Raw genomic sequence first — 18,347 nt, 5'->3', positions numbered from 1 at the left:
TGCCGTTCAGGTGCACGAACCGCGCTTGGGCCGCCGCGAACCGCGTGGAATCAGCGCCCGTTTTTCGGCGTACCGGGCCCGCCGAACCGGCTAGTGTTCCCCCATGACACGCCAGCCCGACCTCTTCGCCACCACGCCGCATCCGCTGCCCGCCGATGCCGAGACGCTCTACGCCGCGCTTCTCGCCCGCGACCCCGCGTGGGAGGGGCGCGCCTATGTTGGCGTCACCTCCACCGGCATCCTGTGCCGCCTGACCTGCCCGGCGCGCAAGCCGCTGAGGCGCAACTGCACCTTCTTCGCACGGGTCGAGGAGGGGCGCGCCGCCGGCTTCCGCCCCTGCCTGCGTTGCCACCCCGACGCCACCCACGCCGGCGCCGACCCGCTGACCGATACGTTGCTGGCCACCCTCGATGCCGACCCCACCCGGCGCTGGCGGGAGGAGGACATCGCCGCGCTCGGCCACGATCCCTCCACCGTGCGCCGCGCCTTCCGCCGCCGCTTCGGCCGGACCTTCCTGCAGATCGCCCGGCGACGCAGGCTGGAGCACGCCGCCCGCACGCTGGGCCGCGGGGAGCCGGTGATCGAGGCGCAACTCGACGCGGGCTACGACAGCGGCTCGGGCTTTCGCGCCGCCTATGCGCGCGCCACCGGCGCACCGCCACGCGCCGACCGCCACCGCGCGGCGCTGCCATCCACCATTCTCGAAACCCCCATCGGCCCGATGATGGCCGTCGTGGACGAGGCATCGCTCCTGCTCCTCGAATTTCTCGACCGCCCCGCCTTGCCGCGCGAGCTGACCGCCCTGCGCGCCCAGACCGGCCGCCCCTGTGCCGAGGCGGACAGCCCCCTCCTGTCCCGCGTGGCCGAAGCGCTCGACGCCTATTTCGACGGTAAGGACCGCCTCGGCGACCTGCCGGTGCACCAGCCCGGCGGCGCCTTCGGAAAACTTGTGCGGGACACATTGCGACGGGTCCCGCCCGGCACCACCACGACTTACGGTCGGCTGGCCGCCGATCTCGGCCGCCCGACCGCGGCCCGCGCCGTGGCGCAGGCCAACGGGGCCAACCGCATCGCCATCGTGGTGCCCTGTCACCGCGTGATCGGCGCGGACGGGTCGCTGACCGGCTATGGCGGCGGCCTCTGGCGCAAGCGCTGGCTGATCGCCCATGAACACCACATGAAGGAAACCGCACCATGACCGACCGCCACCGCCGCTTCGCCGAGTTGCACGTCCCCGGCGACCCGCTCGTCCTCGTCAATATCTGGGACGCGGGCAGCGCCGCTGCCGTCGCGAAGGCGGGAGCGAAGGCGCTCGCCACCGGCTCGGCCAGCGTCGCGGGGGCGCAGGGCTATGCCGACGGGCAGGACCTGCCGTTGGACCGCGCGCTCGACACGATTGCGCGCATCGCCGCCACCACGGATCTGCCGGTCAGCCTCGACTTCGAGGGCGGCTACGCCACCGATCCCGAGACCCTCGCCCGCAACGCCGCCGCCATCGTCGAAACCGGCGCCGTCGGGATCAACTTCGAGGATCAGGTGATCGGCGGCACCGGCCTCCACGACACCGGGACCCAGTCCGCCCGTATCCGCGCGATCCGCGACGGGGCGGGTGCACCGCTCTGGATCAACGCGCGCACCGACATCTTCCTTCAGGCACCACAAGACACGCACGACCCCGCGATGATCGACACCGCGCTCGCCCGCGCCGAGGCCTATGCACGTGCGGGCGGCGACAGCTTCTTCGCCCCCGGCCTGCGCGCGCCGGAATTGATCGCGCGTCTCTGCGCCCGGTCGCCGCTGCCCGTCAACATCATGGTCGCGCCGGGCATGGCGACCCGCGCCGAGCTTGCCGCATGCGGCGCCGCCCGCCTCAGCCACGGCCCCTTCCCCTGGCGCGCCGCGATGGCGGCCCTGACGCAGGCCGCGACCGACGCGATGGCCTGACCTTCCACAAGCGAAAGGGCCGCGGCGATCCCCGCCCCGGCCCCTTCATCTTCCGAAAAATACGCGAAATCCCGCCCTATCCGGCCAGTTCCTCCGGAGCCGACTTCTCGCGCCGGACCATCAGCTTGTTGAGCGCGTTGATATAGGCCTTGGCGGAGGCGACCACCGTGTCGGTGTCGCTCGACTGACCGGCGACGATCTTGCCGTCCTCCTCCAGCCGCACGCTGACCGTGGCCTGCGCATCCGTGCCCTCCGTCACCGCATGCACCTGGTAGAGCGCCAGCCGCGCCGAATGCGGCACCAGTTCCTTGAGCGCATTGAACGTCGCATCCACCGGCCCGTCGCCCGTGGTCTCGGCCCGCTTCGCGTCACCCTCGACCATCAGCACCATCGTGCAGCTCTGCGGGCCGGAGGTGCCGCAGCGCACCTCCATCTCCGCCAGCCGCACGGCATCGTGACCCGCGCTGGTCGTCTGGTCCGACATCAGCGCGATCAGATCCTCGTCGTAGACCTCCTTCTTGCGGTCGGCCAGCTCCTTGAACCGCACGAACACGTCCTTGAGCTGGTTGTCCCCGAGCGAGTAGCCCAGGTTTTCCAGCTTCGAGCGCAGCGCCGCGCGCCCCGAATGCTTGCCCATCACCAGGTTCGTCTCGGTCAGGCCCACATCCTCGGGCCGCATGATCTCGAAGGTCTCTGCGTTCTTGAGCATCCCGTCCTGGTGGATGCCGCTTTCGTGGGCGAAGGCGTTCTTGCCCACGATGGCCTTGTTGTACTGCACCGCGAAGCCCGAGACGCTGGCGACGCGCCGCGACAGGTTCATGATCTTGGTCGCGTCGATGCCGGTGGCATAGGGCATGATGTCGTTGCGCACCTTCATGGCCATCACGACCTCTTCCAGCGCGGTATTGCCCGCCCGCTCGCCCAGACCGTTGATCGTGCACTCGATCTGCCGCGCGCCCGCCTCGACGGCGGCGAGGCTGTTGGCCGTCGCCATCCCCAGATCGTTGTGGCAATGCGTGGCGAAGATCACCTCGTCCGCCCCCGGCACTTCCTCGATCAGCATGCGGATGATGTCGGCACTCTCGCGCGGGGCGGTGTAGCCCACGGTGTCGGGAATGTTGATCGTGGTCGCGCCTGCCTTGATCGCGATCTCCACCGTGCGCTTCAGGAAATCCGGCTCCGTTCGCGTCGCATCCATCGAGGACCACTGTACGTTGTCGGTGAGGTTGCGCGCATGTGTGACCATGTCGTGGATGCGCTCGGCCATCCCGTCCTGGTCGAGCTCCGTGATCCCCCGGTGGCTGGGCGAGGTGCCGATGAAGGTGTGGATGCGCGGCCGCGCCGCGTGCTTCACCGCTTCCCAGGCGCGGTCGATATCGCCGGTGGCAGCACGGGCCAGTCCGCAGACCTGCGCGCGCTTCATCAGCTTGGCGATCTCGGTCACGGCGGCGAAATCGCCAGGCGAGGCGATGGGAAAGCCCGCCTCGATCACGTCCACGCCCATCTCGTCGAGCAGGGTGGCGATCTCCACCTTCTCGTCATGGGTCATCGACGCACCGGGCGACTGTTCCCCGTCGCGCAGCGTCGTGTCGAAGATCAGCACGTGATCCTGCTTGGTCTCGGTCATTGTGGAGTTCCTTCTAGAGCTGTGGTCGATCCGGCGCGGCGTCGAGGTCCCCTGAGCGCGCGCGCCAGGCTCCCGGCACGCTCAGAGGCTGCTAAGAAGGAGAAGGCCGCGAAGGATCGTGTTCGTGCTCATGGGCGGCACTATAGCGCAATTGCAGCGGGCGTGAAGGGGGCAGTTGCAGAACCGGAGCCGCGCAGCGACGGGCCGCGGTGCGGCGATTCAACGTCGGAGCATGGCGCTTTATGCCAGCCAAGTCCGTGCGCCCTATGAGCGGCACGCGTCCGTCAGCCAAATCGCCGTGCCGGGGGGCGGGTCACGCCGGAGGCGTGCTTACAGCACGACCGATGCGCGGCGCCTTCGGCTTGATTCCGCGCAAACATGTGCCTCGACGACATCACATTCTCCTAGCCACCCTTGCCGCCCACAGGATCAGGGCCAAATCGCCCACCCGACAAAAGAGTAAAGGAGTACCCCCGATGATCCGCGTCGCCATCCCCCTCGCCACCGCTCTCACCCTCGCCGCCTGCGCCTCCGGCCCCGACGAGGACACATTCGGCGGGCAGCTTCAGCTTCAGGGCGGGGCGGTCGCCGGAATCGGCGAGCAGTGGAGCGAAGGGGCCGAGATGATCGCCCGCGGCGAAGCCCTCGTCGAAAGCGGCGAGGATGACCGCAACCGCGGCCGCCGCCTCGTGCGCTCGGGCGAGAACGACATCGACCGCGGCCGCGACCTCCAGCGCCGGGGCGAACGGATGCAGCGCGAGGCCGAGGAGGCCTATCGTCGCCTGCAGGCCAGCGTGGGCGCGGCTGGCTGATATCCTCTACAGGATCGTGTCGGGGAGCGTCCCAGATCCCCCGGCACGATCGGCACGACGCCCCCCCAACTCCGTCACATCACCGCGCTTGATTGCCAAAAGTTAAAATGAGAACATAACAGGAACAAACGACTCGGGCCATTCATGCGGAGGGGGCAGATGATGTTCGATTTCGGACCGGAGGATGCGGGCGCGCCCGCCAGTTCCCGCGACTATGCCGACGCGATGCGTCGTGACCCGCTGGGCGATCCGCGCCTCGTGCGGCCCGCGCCGCCACCACCCCGCCGGTCGCCCGTCCGCCTGCGCTGGGTCGCGCTCGGCATCGCGATTGCGCTTGGCCTCTGGGGGTTTTGGGCGTAGGGCGATCCCATGCGCTCGCTCGATCTCGCCACTGCCCGCACCCTGCCGATCTGGCGACAGCCGGTGGCGCTGCTGATCGTGATGGCGGCGGCGATGCCGCTCGCCTTCTCCACCTGGAACGCGCTGCTCAACAACTTCGTGATCGAGGCGGCGGGCTTCGACGGCTCCGATATCGGCTGGCTGCAAAGCGTGCGGGAAATCCCCGGCTTCCTCGCCGTGGGCGTCATCGCCCTCATCATCTTCGTGCGCGAACAGGTGCTCGGGCTCGTCAGCCTCGTCATGCTCGGGGCCGCCGTCGCGATCACCGCCTATTTCCCGACGTTCGAGGGGCTGCTCGTCACCACGCTGATCTCCTCGATCGGCTTCCACTATTACGAGACGGTCAACCAGTCGCTGCAACTGCAATGGATCGACAAGGCGCGCGCCCCGCAGATGCTCGGCTGGATCGTCGCCGTCGGCTCGGGCGCGTCGCTGCTGGCCTACGGCCTGCTCGTCATGGGGTGGGAGAGGTTCGGTTGGTCCTACGAGGCGGTCTACATCGCGGGCGGTGGCGCAACCGTCCTGCTCGCCGTGCTGTGCTTCCTGCTCTATCCGCAATTCGACAGCCCCAATCCGCAGGTCAAGCGCATGGTGCTGCGCCGCCGCTACTGGCTCTACTACGCGCTGCAATTCATGTCGGGCGCGCGGCGACAGATCTTCGTGGTGTTCGCCGCCTTCATGATGGTCGAGCGCTTCGGCTTCGAGGTGCACCAGGTCACGGGCCTCTTCCTTGCCAACTACCTCGCCAACATGGTCTTCGCGCCGCTTATGGGCCGCTTCGTGCAGAGCTACGGGGAACGGCGCGCCCTGACGGTCGAATATATCGGGCTGATCTGCATCTTCCTCGCCTATGGCGCGCTCTATTTCGCGGATTGGGGCGATTTGGCGTGGGGCGTGGCGATCGCCAGCGGGCTCTACATCCTCGATCACCTGTTCTTCGCGCTTGCCTTCGCGCTCAAGACCTATTTCCAGAAGATCGCGGATCCCGGCGACATCGCGCCCACCGCCGCAGTCGCCTTCACCATCAACCACATCGCCGCCGTCGGCCTGCCTGCTGCACTCGGCTATCTCTGGCTGACCTCGCCTGCGGGGGTGTTCGTGCTGGCCGCGGGCTTCGCCTGCGTGTCGCTGATGCTGGCGCTGCTGATACCGCGCCACCCCGCGCCGGGGCACGAGACGATCTTCCAGCCGCGCCTCGCGATCGCGGAATAGGTCAGTCCGGCTGTCCCTTCACCCGCGGGGAAACCGGGCGGCAGTCAAACCCGGCAAACCTCCCCGATCGGCACATCTCGGCTCCGTTTCCCCGCGGGGAAATGGTCAAGCCCGCTGACCTGTCACGCTTTCCCGCCACTTGGAGCGGACGGCCCCCGACCCTATCTCAAGACCCAACCCGAAGAGAGGAGGTCGCCATGCTGTTCAGCCGCAGGAAATCCGAGATGGTCGAGGGCGCGCAGGCCCTTCCGGGACGGGAGGAGCCGATCCCCACGGCCGAGCATCACTTCGTCAACGGCCGCCCCATCAAGGGCCCGTTCCCCGAGCATCTGGAAGTCGCCATGTTCGGCATGGGCTGCTTCTGGGGCGTCGAGCGGATGTTCTGGAAGCTCGACGGCGTCTGGATGACCGCCGTGGGCTACGCGGGCGGCTACACGCCCAACGCGACCTACAAGGAGGTCTGCTCCGGCCAGACCGGCCATAACGAGGTGGTGCTTGTCCATTACGACCCCTCCGTCATCTCCTACGAGGACCTGCTCAAGGTGTTCTGGGAAGGCCACGATCCCACGCAGGGCATGCGCCAGGGCAACGATGTCGGCACGCAGTACCGCTCCGGCATCTACGTCTACGATGCGGAGCAGCGCGCAGCGGCGGAACGCACGAAGGCGGAATTTGCCCCCCGGCTCAAGCAGGCGGGCTACGGCGCCGTCACGACCGAGATCCGCGAGGCGCCCGAATTCTACTATGCCGAGGACTATCACCAGCAGTACCTGCAGAAGAATCCCGGCGGCTATTGCGGCATCGGCGGCACCGGCGTGACCTGCCCTATCGGCACCGGGGCCTGACCAGCGGCCTGACCCGCCGGGCTTGACCGCGGGCCGGGCGGGGACCATACCCCGCCCGAACGCCAGCGGAGACGAACGATGACCACCTGGACCGCCCTGACCACCCTGGAAGGCGAGGCCCCCGGCCTGCGCCTCGCCGACGCGCTCGAAGGGCTCGACCCCACGCCCACCGGCGTCGGCGTGTTCGAGGTCGAGGACGGCTCGGGCCTCTGGGAGGTCGGCGGCTACTTCACCGAAAAGCCCGACGAGATCGCGCTGGCTTTGCTGGCGGCGGCCCACGGAGCGGCGGATTTCGCCGTCTCCAAGCTCGACGATCGCGACTGGGTCGCGCAGGTGCGGCGGGAGCTGTCGCCGGTCGAGGCCGGACGCTTCGTGGTTCACGGCTCGCATGACCGGGGGGCTGCGGGCGTGAATCGCATCGCGCTGGAGATCGACGCCGCGATGGCCTTCGGCACCGGGCATCACGACACGACGCTGGGCTGCCTGCTCTCGCTCGACGAGCTGGTGCGCACGGGGCTCAGGGCCGAGAACGTCGCCGATATCGGCGCGGGCACCGGCGTGCTCGCGATGGGTGCGGCCAAGGTCTTTCCGGCGGCGGTCATCGCCTCCGACATCGACCCGGTGGCGACGGACACGGCGCGGGCCAACATGCGCTGGAACGGGCTGGGCGACCGGGTCGCATGCGTAACCGCCCCCGGCTTCCGCCACCCACGCCTGCGGGCGCGCGCGCCCTACGATCTGGTCTTCGCCAATATCCTCGCGGGGCCCCTGCGCAAGCTCGCCCCGCAGATGGCCGCACACACCGCGCGCGGGTCGGTCATCGTGCTGTCGGGCATCCTGAACCGGCAGGCCACCGGGGTCGAGCGCACCTACGAGGGCTGGGGCTTCACCCGGCTGTCGCGCCGCTCGATCGGCGAGTGGACGACGCTGACGCTGCGCAGAGCGTAACTGACGGCTCTATCTCTGAATTCGCCTGCGAGGACTCAAGGCGTGAGGCCGCCGCGCATCGGTCGTGCTGGAAGCACGCCTCCGGCGTGACCCGTCCCTCGGCCCGGCAATTTGGTTGATGAAGGGATATGGCGGTCAGGTCATACGGACTTGGCTGTTATGAAGTGCCATGTTCGGGCCGTAGATCGCCGCGCCGCCGCCCGTCGATGCGCGGCTTACGCTCCGGACCCGATGCGGAGCCGCGCCGTTCCGGATTGGATCCGGGACATACGCCTCAAATCCACCAACGAAAAAGGCCGCCCCGAAGGACGGCCCTTTATCCGATCGCTCTGCCGGTCAGCTCCGGCGCAGCATCCGGCGCGACAGCTTGTGGATATCGGCACGGCTGAGGCCGACATCCTCGAGCTCGCGATTGCTCAGCGTGTTGAGGCTGCGCGAGGTGATCCGCGCGAGCGGCGCGTTGCGCAGGGCGAGCCAGGCGGTCTCGACGCGCGACACGACACGGTAGACGGTTTCCGCACCGAAGGGGGCGAACGGGGTGGGGGACATCATCGCCATGAGCCTGGCTCCTGTGGTCTTGGGGGCCGCGCGGCCCCGAGGTTGGTTTCGGACCCGCCATGTGCTGTTCCCGACGCCCGTTCGCAAGAGGGAAATCGCCCTGCGGACATGCTATTTTTGCATGGGTCCGCAGGGGTTTGCGCATATCTCGCGATGCATGTCGCGAACGGAAAAGCCGATGTCGTTAACGGATCTTTCCGCGCGGCCCCTTGGCGGGTGTTCGCCTTTCGTGCTAACCCTGCGGCGACGCCCGACCAGGGCGACGGAGGTCGGATGCGCATCATCGGAATAGATCCCGGCCTGCGCCGGATGGGCTGGGGCGTCATCGACGTGGTCGGATCGCGAATCAGCCATGTCGCGAACGGCATCTGCACGGGCGACGGAGCGGACCTCGCGACACGTCTCTGCGCCCTGTATACGCAGCTCGCGGCAATCGTCGCGGCCCACGCGCCAGACGCGGCGGCGGTCGAGCACACCTTCGTCAACAAGGACGCGGCCGGCACTCTGAAGCTGGGCCAGGCGCGGGCCATCGCCCTGCTGGTGCCCGCGCAGGCCGGGATCGCGGTCGCGGAATATGCGCCCAACCAGATCAAGAAGGTGGTGGTCGGTGTCGGCCACGCAGCCAAGCAACAGGTGGACCACATGGTCCGCCTGCAACTGCCGGGGATCGGGATCGCGGGGCCGGACGCGGCGGACGCGCTGGCCATCGCGCTGTGCCACGCGCATCAGGGCCGCTTCGCGAACCGGCTCGACGCAGCCATCGCACGGGCAGGGGGCTGAGATGATCGGCAAGGTTTCGGGTCGGCTCGACTACCGCATGGGCGACCACGTCCTCATCGAGGCGCAGGGCGTGGGCTACATCGTCCACTGCTCCGACCGCACGCTCGCCGCCATGCCGGGCGAGGGGGCGCAGGTCGCGCTCTATACCGAGATGGTGGTGCGCGAGGATCTGATGCAGCTCTACGGTTTCCTCACGCTGGCCGAGAAGGAGTGGCACCGCCTGCTGACCTCGGTGCAGGGGGTGGGGGCGAAGGCCGCGCTCGCCATCCTCGGGACATTGGGGCCGGACGGGACCAGCCGCGCGATCGCGCTGGGCGATGCGGCCGCGATCAAGGCGGCGCCCGGCATCGGGCCGAAGATCGCGGCGCGCGTGGTCAACGAATTGCAGGACAAGGCCCCGGCGTTGATGGCCCTAGGCGCGAGCGGCGCGCGTCAGGCGATGGCGGCAACCCCCGCACCCGCCCCCGATGCGCCGGTGGTCGAGGCCCCCGCGGCCCCGCCGCCCCCCGCCGATGGCATCGCCCGCGCCGACGCGCTGTCGGCCCTCGTCAATCTCGGCTATTCCCAAAGCGAGGCCGCGACCGCCGTGGCGAGCGCCGAGGGCGAGGACGCCTCCAACCTGATCCGCGCCGCGCTCAAGGCGCTGGCCCCGAAGGGCTGAGGGGCGTGACGCCGCGCGTCCGACATGGCATGAGCGGACCATGACCGATCCGATCCCCATGACACCGGAAGAGACGCCCGACGACCTCGACCGGGCGCTCAGGCCGCAGACCCTCGACGACTTCACCGGGCAGGCGGAAGCGCGGGCGAACATGCGCGTCTTCGTCGAGAGTGCGCGCCGCCGCGGCGAGGCGATGGACCACACGCTGTTCTACGGCCCGCCAGGCTTGGGCAAGACGACACTCGCGCAGATCGTCGCGCGGGAGCTGGGGGTGAATTTCCGCATGACCTCCGGCCCGGTGCTGGCCAAGGCGGGGGATCTGGCGGCGATCCTGACCAATCTGGATGCGCGCGACGTGCTGTTCATCGACGAGATCCACCGCCTGAACCCCGCGGTGGAGGAAGTGCTCTACCCGGCGATGGAGGATTTCGAGCTCGACCTCGTGATCGGGGAGGGGCCGGCCGCCCGGACCGTGCGCATCGACCTGCAACCCTTCACCCTGGTGGGGGCGACGACGCGGCTGGGGCTGCTCACCACGCCGCTGCGCGACCGGTTCGGCATCCCGACGCGGCTGGAATTCTACACGGTGGACGAACTCGTCAGCATCGTGGAGCGGGCAGCGCGCCTGCTGGGTGCGCCCGCCACACCCGATGGCGCGCGGGAGATCGCTTCGCGTGCACGCGGCACGCCCCGGATCGCGGGCCGCCTGCTGCGCCGCGTGGTGGATTTCGCCATCGTCGAGGGCGACGGCACCGTGACGCGGGAGATCGCGGACCGCGCGCTGACCCGGTTGAGCGTGGACGATCTGGGCCTCGACGGGGCGGATCGCCGCTACCTGCGCGTGCTGGCCGAGAACTATGGCGGTGGCCCGGTAGGGGTGGAGACGATCGCCGCGGCGCTGAGCGAGGCGCGTGACGCCATCGAGGAGGTGATCGAGCCCTACCTGCTGCAACAGGGCCTGATCGCGCGCACCCCGCGCGGGCGCATGCTGGCGCACCGGGCCTGGACGCATCTGGGCCTCTCCGCCCCGCGTAGGACCGACGATCTGTTCGGGTCGGATTGAGCGTATTTGGGGGAAGATGAAATGGATGTTGCCGAGGTTCAGCCGCTGTTCACCCGGTCGGACGGGGCTTACGTCTTCGCCCGCTGGAACAGGCCCATCGCGCCGGTCGTCTTCGGCGTGGAGGACGGGACCATCGCCACGGTGAAGGGCGCGGTCGAGGCGGTCGTGACGCTCGCCGGGCACAAGATGGCCGAGACCGACCCGGAACTGGGCGCCAACATGATGTGGTTCTTCCTGCGCGACTGGGAGGAGCTGATCGCGACCCCGCATCTCGACCGGCTGATCCCCGACCTTGCGCCGCTGGTCGCGCGGCTGAAAGCGGCGGAGGCCAACCAGTACCGCATCTTCCGCTTCGACCCGGAGGGGGGGATCCGCGCCTGTTTCGTCTTCCTGCGCATGGACGCGCATCTGAGTGAGGTGCCCGCCGACACGCTGGCGCTGGCGCAGGCGGCGCAGTCGATCCTGCTATGGTCTGATACGGCCTTCACCGATGCCTCGCCGCTCGCCCGGCTGGCGGACGGAGCCGAGCCGGTGCTGCGCCCGGACGTGGCCGGCGTCATTCGCGCCGCCTATGACCCCGTGCTCCCGCCCGCCGCGACCGATGCCAGTCACGCTCTGCGGCTGGCGGCGCGCATCGGTGCGGTGCATTAGCTTGACGCGCGCGGGGAGAGCCGGGAAGGTCGCGCGATGATCCGCAACACCACCATCCGCGTCTATTATGAGGACACCGACATGGCCGGTGTCGTCTACTACGCGAACTACCTGAAATATCTCGAACGGGGCCGCTCGGACGCGGTACGCGACGCGGGCATCGACCAGCTCGCGCTGCGCGATGCGGGACTCGTCTTCGTCGTGCGGCGGGTGGAGGCGGATTACATCCGCCCCGCACGCTTCGACGACGTGCTGACGGTAGAGACGGGGCTGGAGGACATGCGCGGCGCGCGCTTCACCATGCCGCAGCGCGTGTTGCGGGGGGACGAGGAAATCCTGCGCGCACGCATCGATTGCGCGGTCATGGACCTCACGGGGCGGCCAGCGCGACTTCCGGCGGAAATCCGCCATAAACTTGCCGAATACCTGTCCTAGACTGCTGATCACGCGGAATTTGGCGGGGGCGTTTCGCGGCAAGCCTTGCAAAACGCCGCGCCGCGATAGAATGATTTGGCAAAACGCGACCCGGCAACCGGGCGCAGCATCACGGGCGACAGGCATATGGAATCGGAAATTCTGGGCGCGGCCAGCGAGGTCGACTTCTCGCTTCTGGCATTGTTCATGCGGGCGACGATCACGGTCAAGATCGTGATGATCATGCTGATCGTCGCGTCCGTCTGGTCCTGGGCGATCATCTTCGACCGCATCGCCGCCTATCGGCGCATCCGCTCGGCGGACGAGGAGTTTGAGCAGACCTTCTGGTCGGGCCGCACGCTCGACGAGATCCGCGGCGACGTGGCGGAGAACCCGCGCGCGCCGACCGCCGCCATCTTCGATGCGGGCATGGAGGAGTGGAACAAGGCGCATCCCGCGCAAGGCTTCATCGCGGGCGCGCAGCAGCGCATCGACCGGGCGATGAACGTGGTCATCGCGCGCGAGGGGCACCGGCTGAACCGGGGCCTGGGCTATCTCGCCTCGATCGGGGCGGTGTCGCCGTTCATCGGGCTGTTCGGCACGGTCTGGGGCATCAAGCACGCCTTCGAGGAGATCGCGGTGCAGCAGTCCACCGACCTCGCCGTCGTGGCACCGGGGATCGCGGAGGCCCTGCTCGCCACCGCGCTGGGCCTGCTCGCGGCCATCCCGGCGGTGATCTTCTACAACAAGCTCAGCTCCGACAGCGACGCGCTGGCGGGCACGCACGAGAACTTCGCCGACGAATTCGCGATGATCCTGTCGCGCCAGCTCGAACGCCGGGCGGACTGAGCGATGGGGGCGAGCACCATCCAGCGCAGTGGAGGCGGCGGCAGACGTCGCAGGCGCGGGCGCTCCGCCGCGATGAGCGAGATCAACGTCACCCCCTTCGTGGACGTGATGCTGGTGCTGCTGATCATCTTCATGGTGGCGGCGCCGCTCCTGTCCTCCGGCGTCCCCGTTGAACTGCCCGAGACCGCGGCCGGCGCGCTGCCTCAGGACGACGAGCGTCCACTGACGCTGAGCCTGACGGCCGAGGGCGAGATCGTGCTGCAGGAGACGCCGATCGCGCCCGAGGAGCTGATTCCCCGCATGCGCGCGATTTCCGCGCAGCGCACGTCGAACGCGGTGTTCCTGCGTGCGGATGGCGGCATTCCCTATTCCCGCGTGGCGCAGGTGATGGGTGCGCTCAACAATGCTGGCTTCAACCAGATCAACCTCGTGACCAGCACCGGCGGTCCCGAATATGACGGCGCGGCCACGCCCGCCGCTCCGGCGGAGTGATCCCGTGCGGCGGGCCCTGCGCATCTCTGCCGGGCTGCATGCGGCGCTGATTGCGGCGTCGCTGATCCAGTTGCCGTGGATCGTCGAGGACGAGGAGGAGGTCATCACCTCCGCCGAAGTTTCGATTCTGACCGAGGACGAATTCAACGCCGCCATCAGTCAGGCGCCCGAGATCGTGCCGACCGATATCGGCAACATGATGAGCATGCCGCTCGACGAGTTCGAGGACGCGCTGACCCCCGATGCCGAGATGGACGTGACCATCAACGATGTCGAGGGACCGGACGATCCGTCCGAGGCGGACGCTCAGGCCGACCTGACCGCCCTGCTGGTCGAGGACCAGATCCGGGTGGAGACGGAGACGACCGCCCTCAACGACACGCTGGACGGCGACGTGGATACCGCCGTGCTGATGCCGACGGCGCGGCCCACGCCCTCGCGCCCCAGCAGCATGTCGCGCCCCACCGGCATGGTGCGCCCGCAGGCGCCGTCGCTCCGCATCGACAGCACGCCCGCCGCCCCGCCGCCCGAGGATGCCCGCCGCGACGACGAGCGGCAGGAGGAGATCGAGCTGAGCGAGAACGGCGAGCTGGACGAGCTGCCGCAGGAGGCGACCGCCCCCGAGGAAGCCGCCGACCGCGTGATCCCCGAGCTGCCCGACGAGTTGGCCGAGACCGGCACGGATGCCGAGGAGGAGGGCGAGATCGCGCCCGTGGCCTCCGTCCGCCCGCGCGCGCGCCCCGCCCGCCGCGAGCCGGTCGAGGAGGAGCCGCTGGAGGTCGCCGAGACCCCCATCGAGGATCCGCTGCCCGAGCCGGAGCCCGAGCCCGCCAGCGAACCCGAGCCCGAGCCGGAACCGACGCCTGCGCCGACCCCGGCCGAGGAAACGCCCGCCGAGACCGAGCAGCCCGCGACGCCGCAGGTGGCGCAGGGCCCGCCGATTCCGTCCGGTCCGATCAACCTCGTCCGGCAGGGAGTCGGCGACCGCTGGAACATCTCGTTCCAGGGCATCGAGAACTGGCAGAGCTTCCGCGTGACGGTCCGCTTCGAGCTGACGCCCGACGGCCAACTGTCGGGCGAGCCACGGGCCATCGTGCCGCAGAACCTCGAAGGCGGCTTCGGAGTGGCCTTCAACGCCGCGGTCCGCGCCATCAAGCGCGCGGCGCAGGAGGGCGTCTTCGCCGTCCTGCCGCGCGAAAGCTACGGTCGCTGGCAGGTGATCGAGATGACATTCGACCCGTCGAGCCAATCCGTCGGCTTCGGGTCATGAGAATTTCCACTGGGGGCATGAAAAGGTAGGCTCAACGCATGATTACCAGAGTACTCACGATCCTCTTCCTGGTGCTGGGCGCGGTTGCCGCGCAGGCCCAGAACCAGCCGCTGCGCATCACCATCGACCAGGGCGTGGTGGAGCCGGTGCCGATCGCCGCACCGTCCTTCCAAGCGCGCGACGCAGGCGCGCAGCAACTGGCCGGCCAGATCACGCAGGTCGTGCTGGCCGACCTCACCAATACCGGCCTGTTCCGCGAGATTCCGGCCTCCGCCTTCATCCAGCAGGGCGTCGGCGCCGATACCCAGCCGACCTTCGCCGACTGGCAGGTCATCAACGCGCAGGCCCTGATCGCGGGCAGCGTGTCGAGCGCAGGTGGCGGACGCGTCACGGTCGAGATGCGACTGTGGGACATCTTCGCGGGCCGCGAGATCGGACAGGGCGTCAGCCTGACTGTCAGCAACGCCGCCTGGCGCCGCGCCGCGCACCAGGTCGCGGACGAGGTCTATACCCGCCTGACGGGCGAGCAGCCCTATTTCGACAGCCAGGTCGTCTTCGTCTCCGAAAGCGGGCCGAAGAACCAGCGTGTGAAGCGCATCGCGATCATGGATCAGGACGGCGCGAACGTCCGCAACATCACCAATGGCAGTGACCTGGTGCTGGCCCCGCGCATCTCGCCCGACGGGCGGCAGGTGCTCTATACCAGCTACGCGACCGGCGCGCCGCAGGTCTATATACACGACCTCGCCACCGATCAGCGGCGCCTGCTGGGCGGCACGCAGGGCATGACCTTCGCCCCGCGATTCTCTCCCGACGGGCGGCGCGTGATCCTCAGCCAGACCGAGGGCGCCAATTCCGACATCTTCACTCTGGACCTCGCGACAGGCAGCCGCAATCGCCTGACGCGCAGCCCGGCCATCGACACGGCGCCGAGCTATTCGCCCGACGGTCGCCAGATCGTGTTTGAGAGCGATCAGGGCGGCAGCCAGCAGCTCTACGTCATGTCCGCCGATGGTGGCGCGCCGCGCCGGATCAGCCGGGGCGAAGGCCTCTACGGCACCCCGGTCTGGAGCCCGCGCGGCGACAAGATCGCGTTCACCAAGCAGCTGGGCGGACGATTCCATGTCGGCGTGATGAACGTGGACGGCAGCGGGGAGCAGCTCCTCACCGCCTCCTTCCTTGACGAAGGACCCACCTGGTCGCCCAATGGCCGCGTGCTGATGTTCTTCCGCGAAACGCCGGGGCCGTTGGGGGCGGCCTCTCTCGTCTCGGTCGACGTGACCGGACGGAACCTGCGTTACGTACCCACCCCCGGTGGCGCCTCCGACCCGAACTGGTCGCGCCAGCGAAGCAACTGACCCGGCCCGAGAACGGCCCGGACCTCAAGGCAAGAGTAGAGGACAGAAACCATGACTTTCCTGAAGACACTGGCGGCAGGCGCACTCGTGCTCGCGATGGCCGCGTGCACCAACACCGCCGACAGCGCGGCGGGCAGCGGCGCGGGTGCGGGCACCGGCGTCGCCTCCGGCGTGGGCGTGAACAACAACGTCGACCGCAGCTCGCTGGCCTATTTCACCACCGCCGTCGGCGACCGCATCTTCTTCGACACGGCGTCGAGCAATCTCAGCACCGCGGCGCAGAACACGCTCGACCTGCAGGCCCAGTGGTTGCAGCAATATTCCGACCGCACGCTGACCCTGCAGGGTCACGCGGACGAGCGGGGCACGCGCGAGTACAACCTCGCGCTCGGCGCGCGTCGCGCACAGGCGGCCTATGATTACCTCGTGTCGCGCGGCATCGACCCGTCGCGCATGACCACGGTCAGCTTCGGCAAGGAGCGCCCGGTGGAGCTGTGTTCGGAGGAGCGCTGCTGGCAGCAGAATCGCCGCACCGTCACCGTGATCGCGGGCGGCGTCGGCAGCTGATACCGGCCCTGAAGGGAACCGGCATTTGAAAGGTCAGGGCGCGAGGGCTATCTTCGCGCCCTGATCGTATGTGAAGGAGCTTGCCGTGATGCGCTTGCGTGCAACCGTGATTCTGCTGGCCGGGCTGGCCGCCCTGCCGCTTCAGGCCCAGGATGCCGACCCGCTGTCGCAGGTGCTCGACGGATCGTCCGCGCCTCAGGCGACGCTGGAGGATGCGCGCCTCAGCCTGCAGCTTCTCGACCAGCAGTTGCAGGAGTTGCGCCAGCAGCTCGTCAGCACCGGCCAGGTGGCGCCCGGCGTGCCCTTCGACGGCGCGGCGCTCGACCGGCTGAACGCGATCGAGACCCGCATCCGCGAACTGACGGGCCGGATCGAGCAGATCCAGCTCGACGTGCAGCGCGTGGCCGAGGATGGCGGCCGCCGCGTCGCCGATCTCGACTTCCGCCTGACAGAGCTGGAAGGCGGCGATACCGAATTCGTAGCCCCGGCCAGCGACCTGGGCAGCCAGGGCGGCGGCAGCGCACCCGCCACGGGCACAGGCGGCGACGGTGGCGCGCAGGTCGCGGTCAGCGAGCAATCGGCCTTCAACGCCGCGACCGGCCTTTACGAAAGCGGCGATTACGCCGGGTCGGTCCGCGCGCTCGAAACCTTCCTCGAAACCTATCCGGGTGGGCCGCTGACGGCCGATGCGCGGTTCATGACGGCGGAGGCCTATGCCGCGATGGGCCAGCCGCGCGATGCGGCGGTGAACTACCTCAACGCCTATTCCGCGACGCCCGACGGCGCGCGCGCGCCCGAGGCGCTCAAGCGGCTGGCAGGCTCGCTCGGCGATCTGGGCCAGGTGACCGAGGCCTGCCTGACCTATGACGAGGCGCTCAATCGGTTTGCGGATCAGAGCGACGCCTACATAACCGAGATCCTCACCGCCCGGCAGACGCTCGGCTGCAACTGAGCGCGATGCTCGATCCCGACGTGATGGCCCGGTGTCCGCCGGGCCCCGTCGGCGTTGCCGTTTCGGGCGGGTCGGACAGCGTGGCCCTGCTGCTGCTGGCCGCCGACTGGGCGCGCGCTGCGGGCCGCCCCCTTCACGTCGCCACGGTCGATCACGGGTTGCGCGCCGAAGCGGCGGAGGAAGCGCGCTTCGTCGCGACGCTCTGCTCTCGACTCGACCTGACGCACGAGACCCTGCACTGGCGAGCGCCCGCCACCGGCAACCTGATGCAGGCCGCGCGCGAGGGGCGTGCCGCCCTGCTGTCCGATTGGATCGCGGGGCGGGGCGGGCGCGCGCTGCTGCTGGGCCATACGCGCGACGACGTGGCCGAGACGCTGCTGATTCGACTGCAACGGGGATCGGGCCTCGACGGCCTCGCCGCGATGCAGGCGGTCCTCCCAGGCTCCGGGCCCGGCCCCGTCACCGTGCTGCGCCCCCTGCTCGGCCAAGGGCGCGACGCGCTGCGACAAATGCTGCGGCGGCGCGGTCAGGACTGGTGCGAGGACCCCAGCAATGCTGACCCGCGCTATACCCGCGCCCGCACCCGACGTCTGATCGCCGACGCGGGCCTCGACGCCGAGAGGCTCGCCGATACGGCGGAGCGGCTGCGCGGCGCGCGCGAAGTGCAGGACGCCGCCGTCGCCGATCTGCTCGCCCGTTCGGCCAGCCAGGATCGCTGGGGCGCGCTGCACCTCTCCCGTCCGGTGCTGGCCGCGGCGCCGCGCGACCTACTGCGCGGGGCGCTGCTCGCGGCCCTCACGCATCTCTCTGGCCCCGGTCATCCGCCCCGCCAGGCCGCGCTCGACCGGCTCGCGACGGCGCTCGACGATGGCGAAGACGCGACGCTTTCCGGTCTCCGCCTGCGCAGCCGGGGCGCGGTTGCGACGCTCTGGCCCGAGCAGCGCG

21 protein-coding genes are annotated in these 18,347 nt (G+C 69.3%); 19 read left to right on the top strand and 2 right to left on the bottom strand.

Annotation, left to right across the window (positions count from 1 at the left end):
- Positions 1-103 precede the first annotated feature (103 nt).
- Both RX333_RS15015 and RX333_RS15010 read left to right on the top strand, forming a co-directional pair.
- The gene (locus tag RX333_RS15015) at positions 104-1,198 is read left to right on the top strand and encodes a methylated-DNA--[protein]-cysteine S-methyltransferase (RefSeq protein WP_316015770.1); all 1,095 of its coding nucleotides are present in this window, start codon (positions 104-106) and stop codon (positions 1,196-1,198) included.
- The gene (locus tag RX333_RS15010) at positions 1,195-1,944 is read left to right on the top strand and encodes an isocitrate lyase/phosphoenolpyruvate mutase family protein (protein WP_316015769.1); all 750 of its coding nucleotides are present in this window, start codon (positions 1,195-1,197) and stop codon (positions 1,942-1,944) included. Before RX333_RS15015 ends, RX333_RS15010 begins: the two co-directional genes overlap by 4 nt.
- A gap of 76 nt (positions 1,945-2,020) precedes the next feature.
- Here the strand turns inward: RX333_RS15010 and RX333_RS15005 are convergent, their stop codons facing one another.
- On the bottom strand, positions 2,021-3,571 hold the full coding sequence (locus RX333_RS15005; protein ID WP_316015768.1) for a 2-isopropylmalate synthase: 1,551 nt from the start codon (positions 3,569-3,571) through the stop codon (positions 2,021-2,023).
- Between the two features lie 476 nt (positions 3,572-4,047).
- Between RX333_RS15005 and RX333_RS15000 the strand changes: the two genes are divergently transcribed.
- The 5 genes from RX333_RS15000 to RX333_RS14980 all read left to right on the top strand — a co-directional run bounded on the left by RX333_RS15000 (position 4,048) and on the right by RX333_RS14980 (position 7,787).
- Positions 4,048-4,383: a hypothetical protein gene (locus tag RX333_RS15000; RefSeq protein WP_316015767.1), complete on the top strand. Its 336-nt coding sequence runs from the start codon at positions 4,048-4,050 to the stop codon at positions 4,381-4,383.
- 159 nt (positions 4,384-4,542) lie between these two features.
- Entirely contained in the window at positions 4,543-4,743 is a 201-nt protein-coding gene (locus tag RX333_RS14995) for a hypothetical protein (protein ID WP_316015766.1), read from the top strand.
- A gap of 9 nt (positions 4,744-4,752) precedes the next feature.
- Positions 4,753-5,994 carry an MFS transporter gene (locus RX333_RS14990; RefSeq protein WP_316015765.1) on the top strand — a complete coding sequence of 414 codons (1,242 nt, stop codon included), beginning with the start codon at positions 4,753-4,755 and terminating at the stop codon, positions 5,992-5,994.
- Between the two features lie 197 nt (positions 5,995-6,191).
- Positions 6,192-6,839 (top strand): peptide-methionine (S)-S-oxide reductase MsrA, encoded by a 648-nt coding sequence (gene msrA / locus RX333_RS14985; RefSeq protein WP_316015764.1) that lies wholly within the window; start codon positions 6,192-6,194, stop codon positions 6,837-6,839.
- A 78-nt stretch (positions 6,840-6,917) separates the two neighbouring features.
- A complete protein-coding gene (locus tag RX333_RS14980) occupies positions 6,918-7,787 on the top strand; it encodes a 50S ribosomal protein L11 methyltransferase (protein ID WP_316015763.1) in 870 nt (289 codons plus the stop codon).
- 336 nt (positions 7,788-8,123) lie between these two features.
- On the opposite strand, the gene RX333_RS14975 is transcribed toward RX333_RS14980, so the two are convergent.
- Positions 8,124-8,345, bottom strand: coding sequence for a DUF1127 domain-containing protein (locus RX333_RS14975; protein WP_316015762.1), 222 nt, complete (start codon positions 8,343-8,345; stop codon positions 8,124-8,126).
- A gap of 273 nt (positions 8,346-8,618) precedes the next feature.
- Here RX333_RS14975 and ruvC point away from each other — a divergent pair, with 273 nt between their 5' ends.
- The 12 genes from ruvC to tilS all read left to right on the top strand — a co-directional run.
- The gene (gene ruvC / locus RX333_RS14970; protein ID WP_316015761.1) at positions 8,619-9,125 is read left to right on the top strand and encodes a crossover junction endodeoxyribonuclease RuvC; all 507 of its coding nucleotides are present in this window, start codon (positions 8,619-8,621) and stop codon (positions 9,123-9,125) included.
- A gap of 1 nt (position 9,126) precedes the next feature.
- Positions 9,127-9,786, top strand: a complete 660-nt coding sequence (ruvA, locus tag RX333_RS14965; RefSeq protein WP_316015760.1) for a Holliday junction branch migration protein RuvA — start codon at positions 9,127-9,129, stop codon at positions 9,784-9,786.
- 40 nt (positions 9,787-9,826) lie between these two features.
- Entirely contained in the window at positions 9,827-10,849 is a 1,023-nt protein-coding gene (gene ruvB, locus RX333_RS14960) for a Holliday junction branch migration DNA helicase RuvB (RefSeq protein ID WP_316015759.1), read from the top strand.
- Positions 10,850-10,870: 21 nt separating this feature from the next.
- Entirely contained in the window at positions 10,871-11,500 is a 630-nt protein-coding gene (locus tag RX333_RS14955) for a hypothetical protein (RefSeq protein WP_316015758.1), read from the top strand.
- 36 nt (positions 11,501-11,536) lie between these two features.
- A complete protein-coding gene (gene ybgC, locus RX333_RS14950; protein ID WP_316015757.1) occupies positions 11,537-11,935 on the top strand; it encodes a tol-pal system-associated acyl-CoA thioesterase in 399 nt (132 codons plus the stop codon).
- 126 nt (positions 11,936-12,061) lie between these two features.
- On the top strand, positions 12,062-12,763 hold the full coding sequence (tolQ, locus tag RX333_RS14945; protein WP_316015756.1) for a protein TolQ: 702 nt from the start codon (positions 12,062-12,064) through the stop codon (positions 12,761-12,763).
- Positions 12,764-12,766: 3 nt separating this feature from the next.
- Positions 12,767-13,255, top strand: coding sequence for an ExbD/TolR family protein (locus tag RX333_RS14940; RefSeq protein WP_316015755.1), 489 nt, complete (start codon positions 12,767-12,769; stop codon positions 13,253-13,255).
- Between the two features lie 4 nt (positions 13,256-13,259).
- On the top strand, positions 13,260-14,525 hold the full coding sequence (locus RX333_RS14935; RefSeq protein WP_316015754.1) for a hypothetical protein: 1,266 nt from the start codon (positions 13,260-13,262) through the stop codon (positions 14,523-14,525).
- 38 nt (positions 14,526-14,563) lie between these two features.
- Positions 14,564-15,883 (top strand): Tol-Pal system beta propeller repeat protein TolB, encoded by a 1,320-nt coding sequence (gene tolB / locus RX333_RS14930; protein ID WP_316015753.1) that lies wholly within the window; start codon positions 14,564-14,566, stop codon positions 15,881-15,883.
- A gap of 51 nt (positions 15,884-15,934) precedes the next feature.
- Entirely contained in the window at positions 15,935-16,450 is a 516-nt protein-coding gene (gene pal, locus RX333_RS14925; RefSeq protein WP_316015752.1) for a peptidoglycan-associated lipoprotein Pal, read from the top strand.
- 88 nt (positions 16,451-16,538) lie between these two features.
- A complete protein-coding gene (locus tag RX333_RS14920; protein WP_316015751.1) occupies positions 16,539-17,402 on the top strand; it encodes a tetratricopeptide repeat protein in 864 nt (287 codons plus the stop codon).
- A gap of 5 nt (positions 17,403-17,407) precedes the next feature.
- A partial coding sequence (gene tilS / locus RX333_RS14915) for a tRNA lysidine(34) synthetase TilS (protein WP_316015750.1) occupies positions 17,408-18,347 on the top strand: 940 nt, incomplete at its 3' end.

Source organism: Roseobacter sp. HKCCA0434 (assembly GCF_032464675.1).
In the GTDB taxonomy this organism is placed as follows: domain Bacteria; phylum Pseudomonadota; class Alphaproteobacteria; order Rhodobacterales; family Rhodobacteraceae; genus Pontivivens.
Note: the sequence above shows the minus strand (reverse complement) of the source record. Positions and strands in the feature narration are given on the sequence as shown.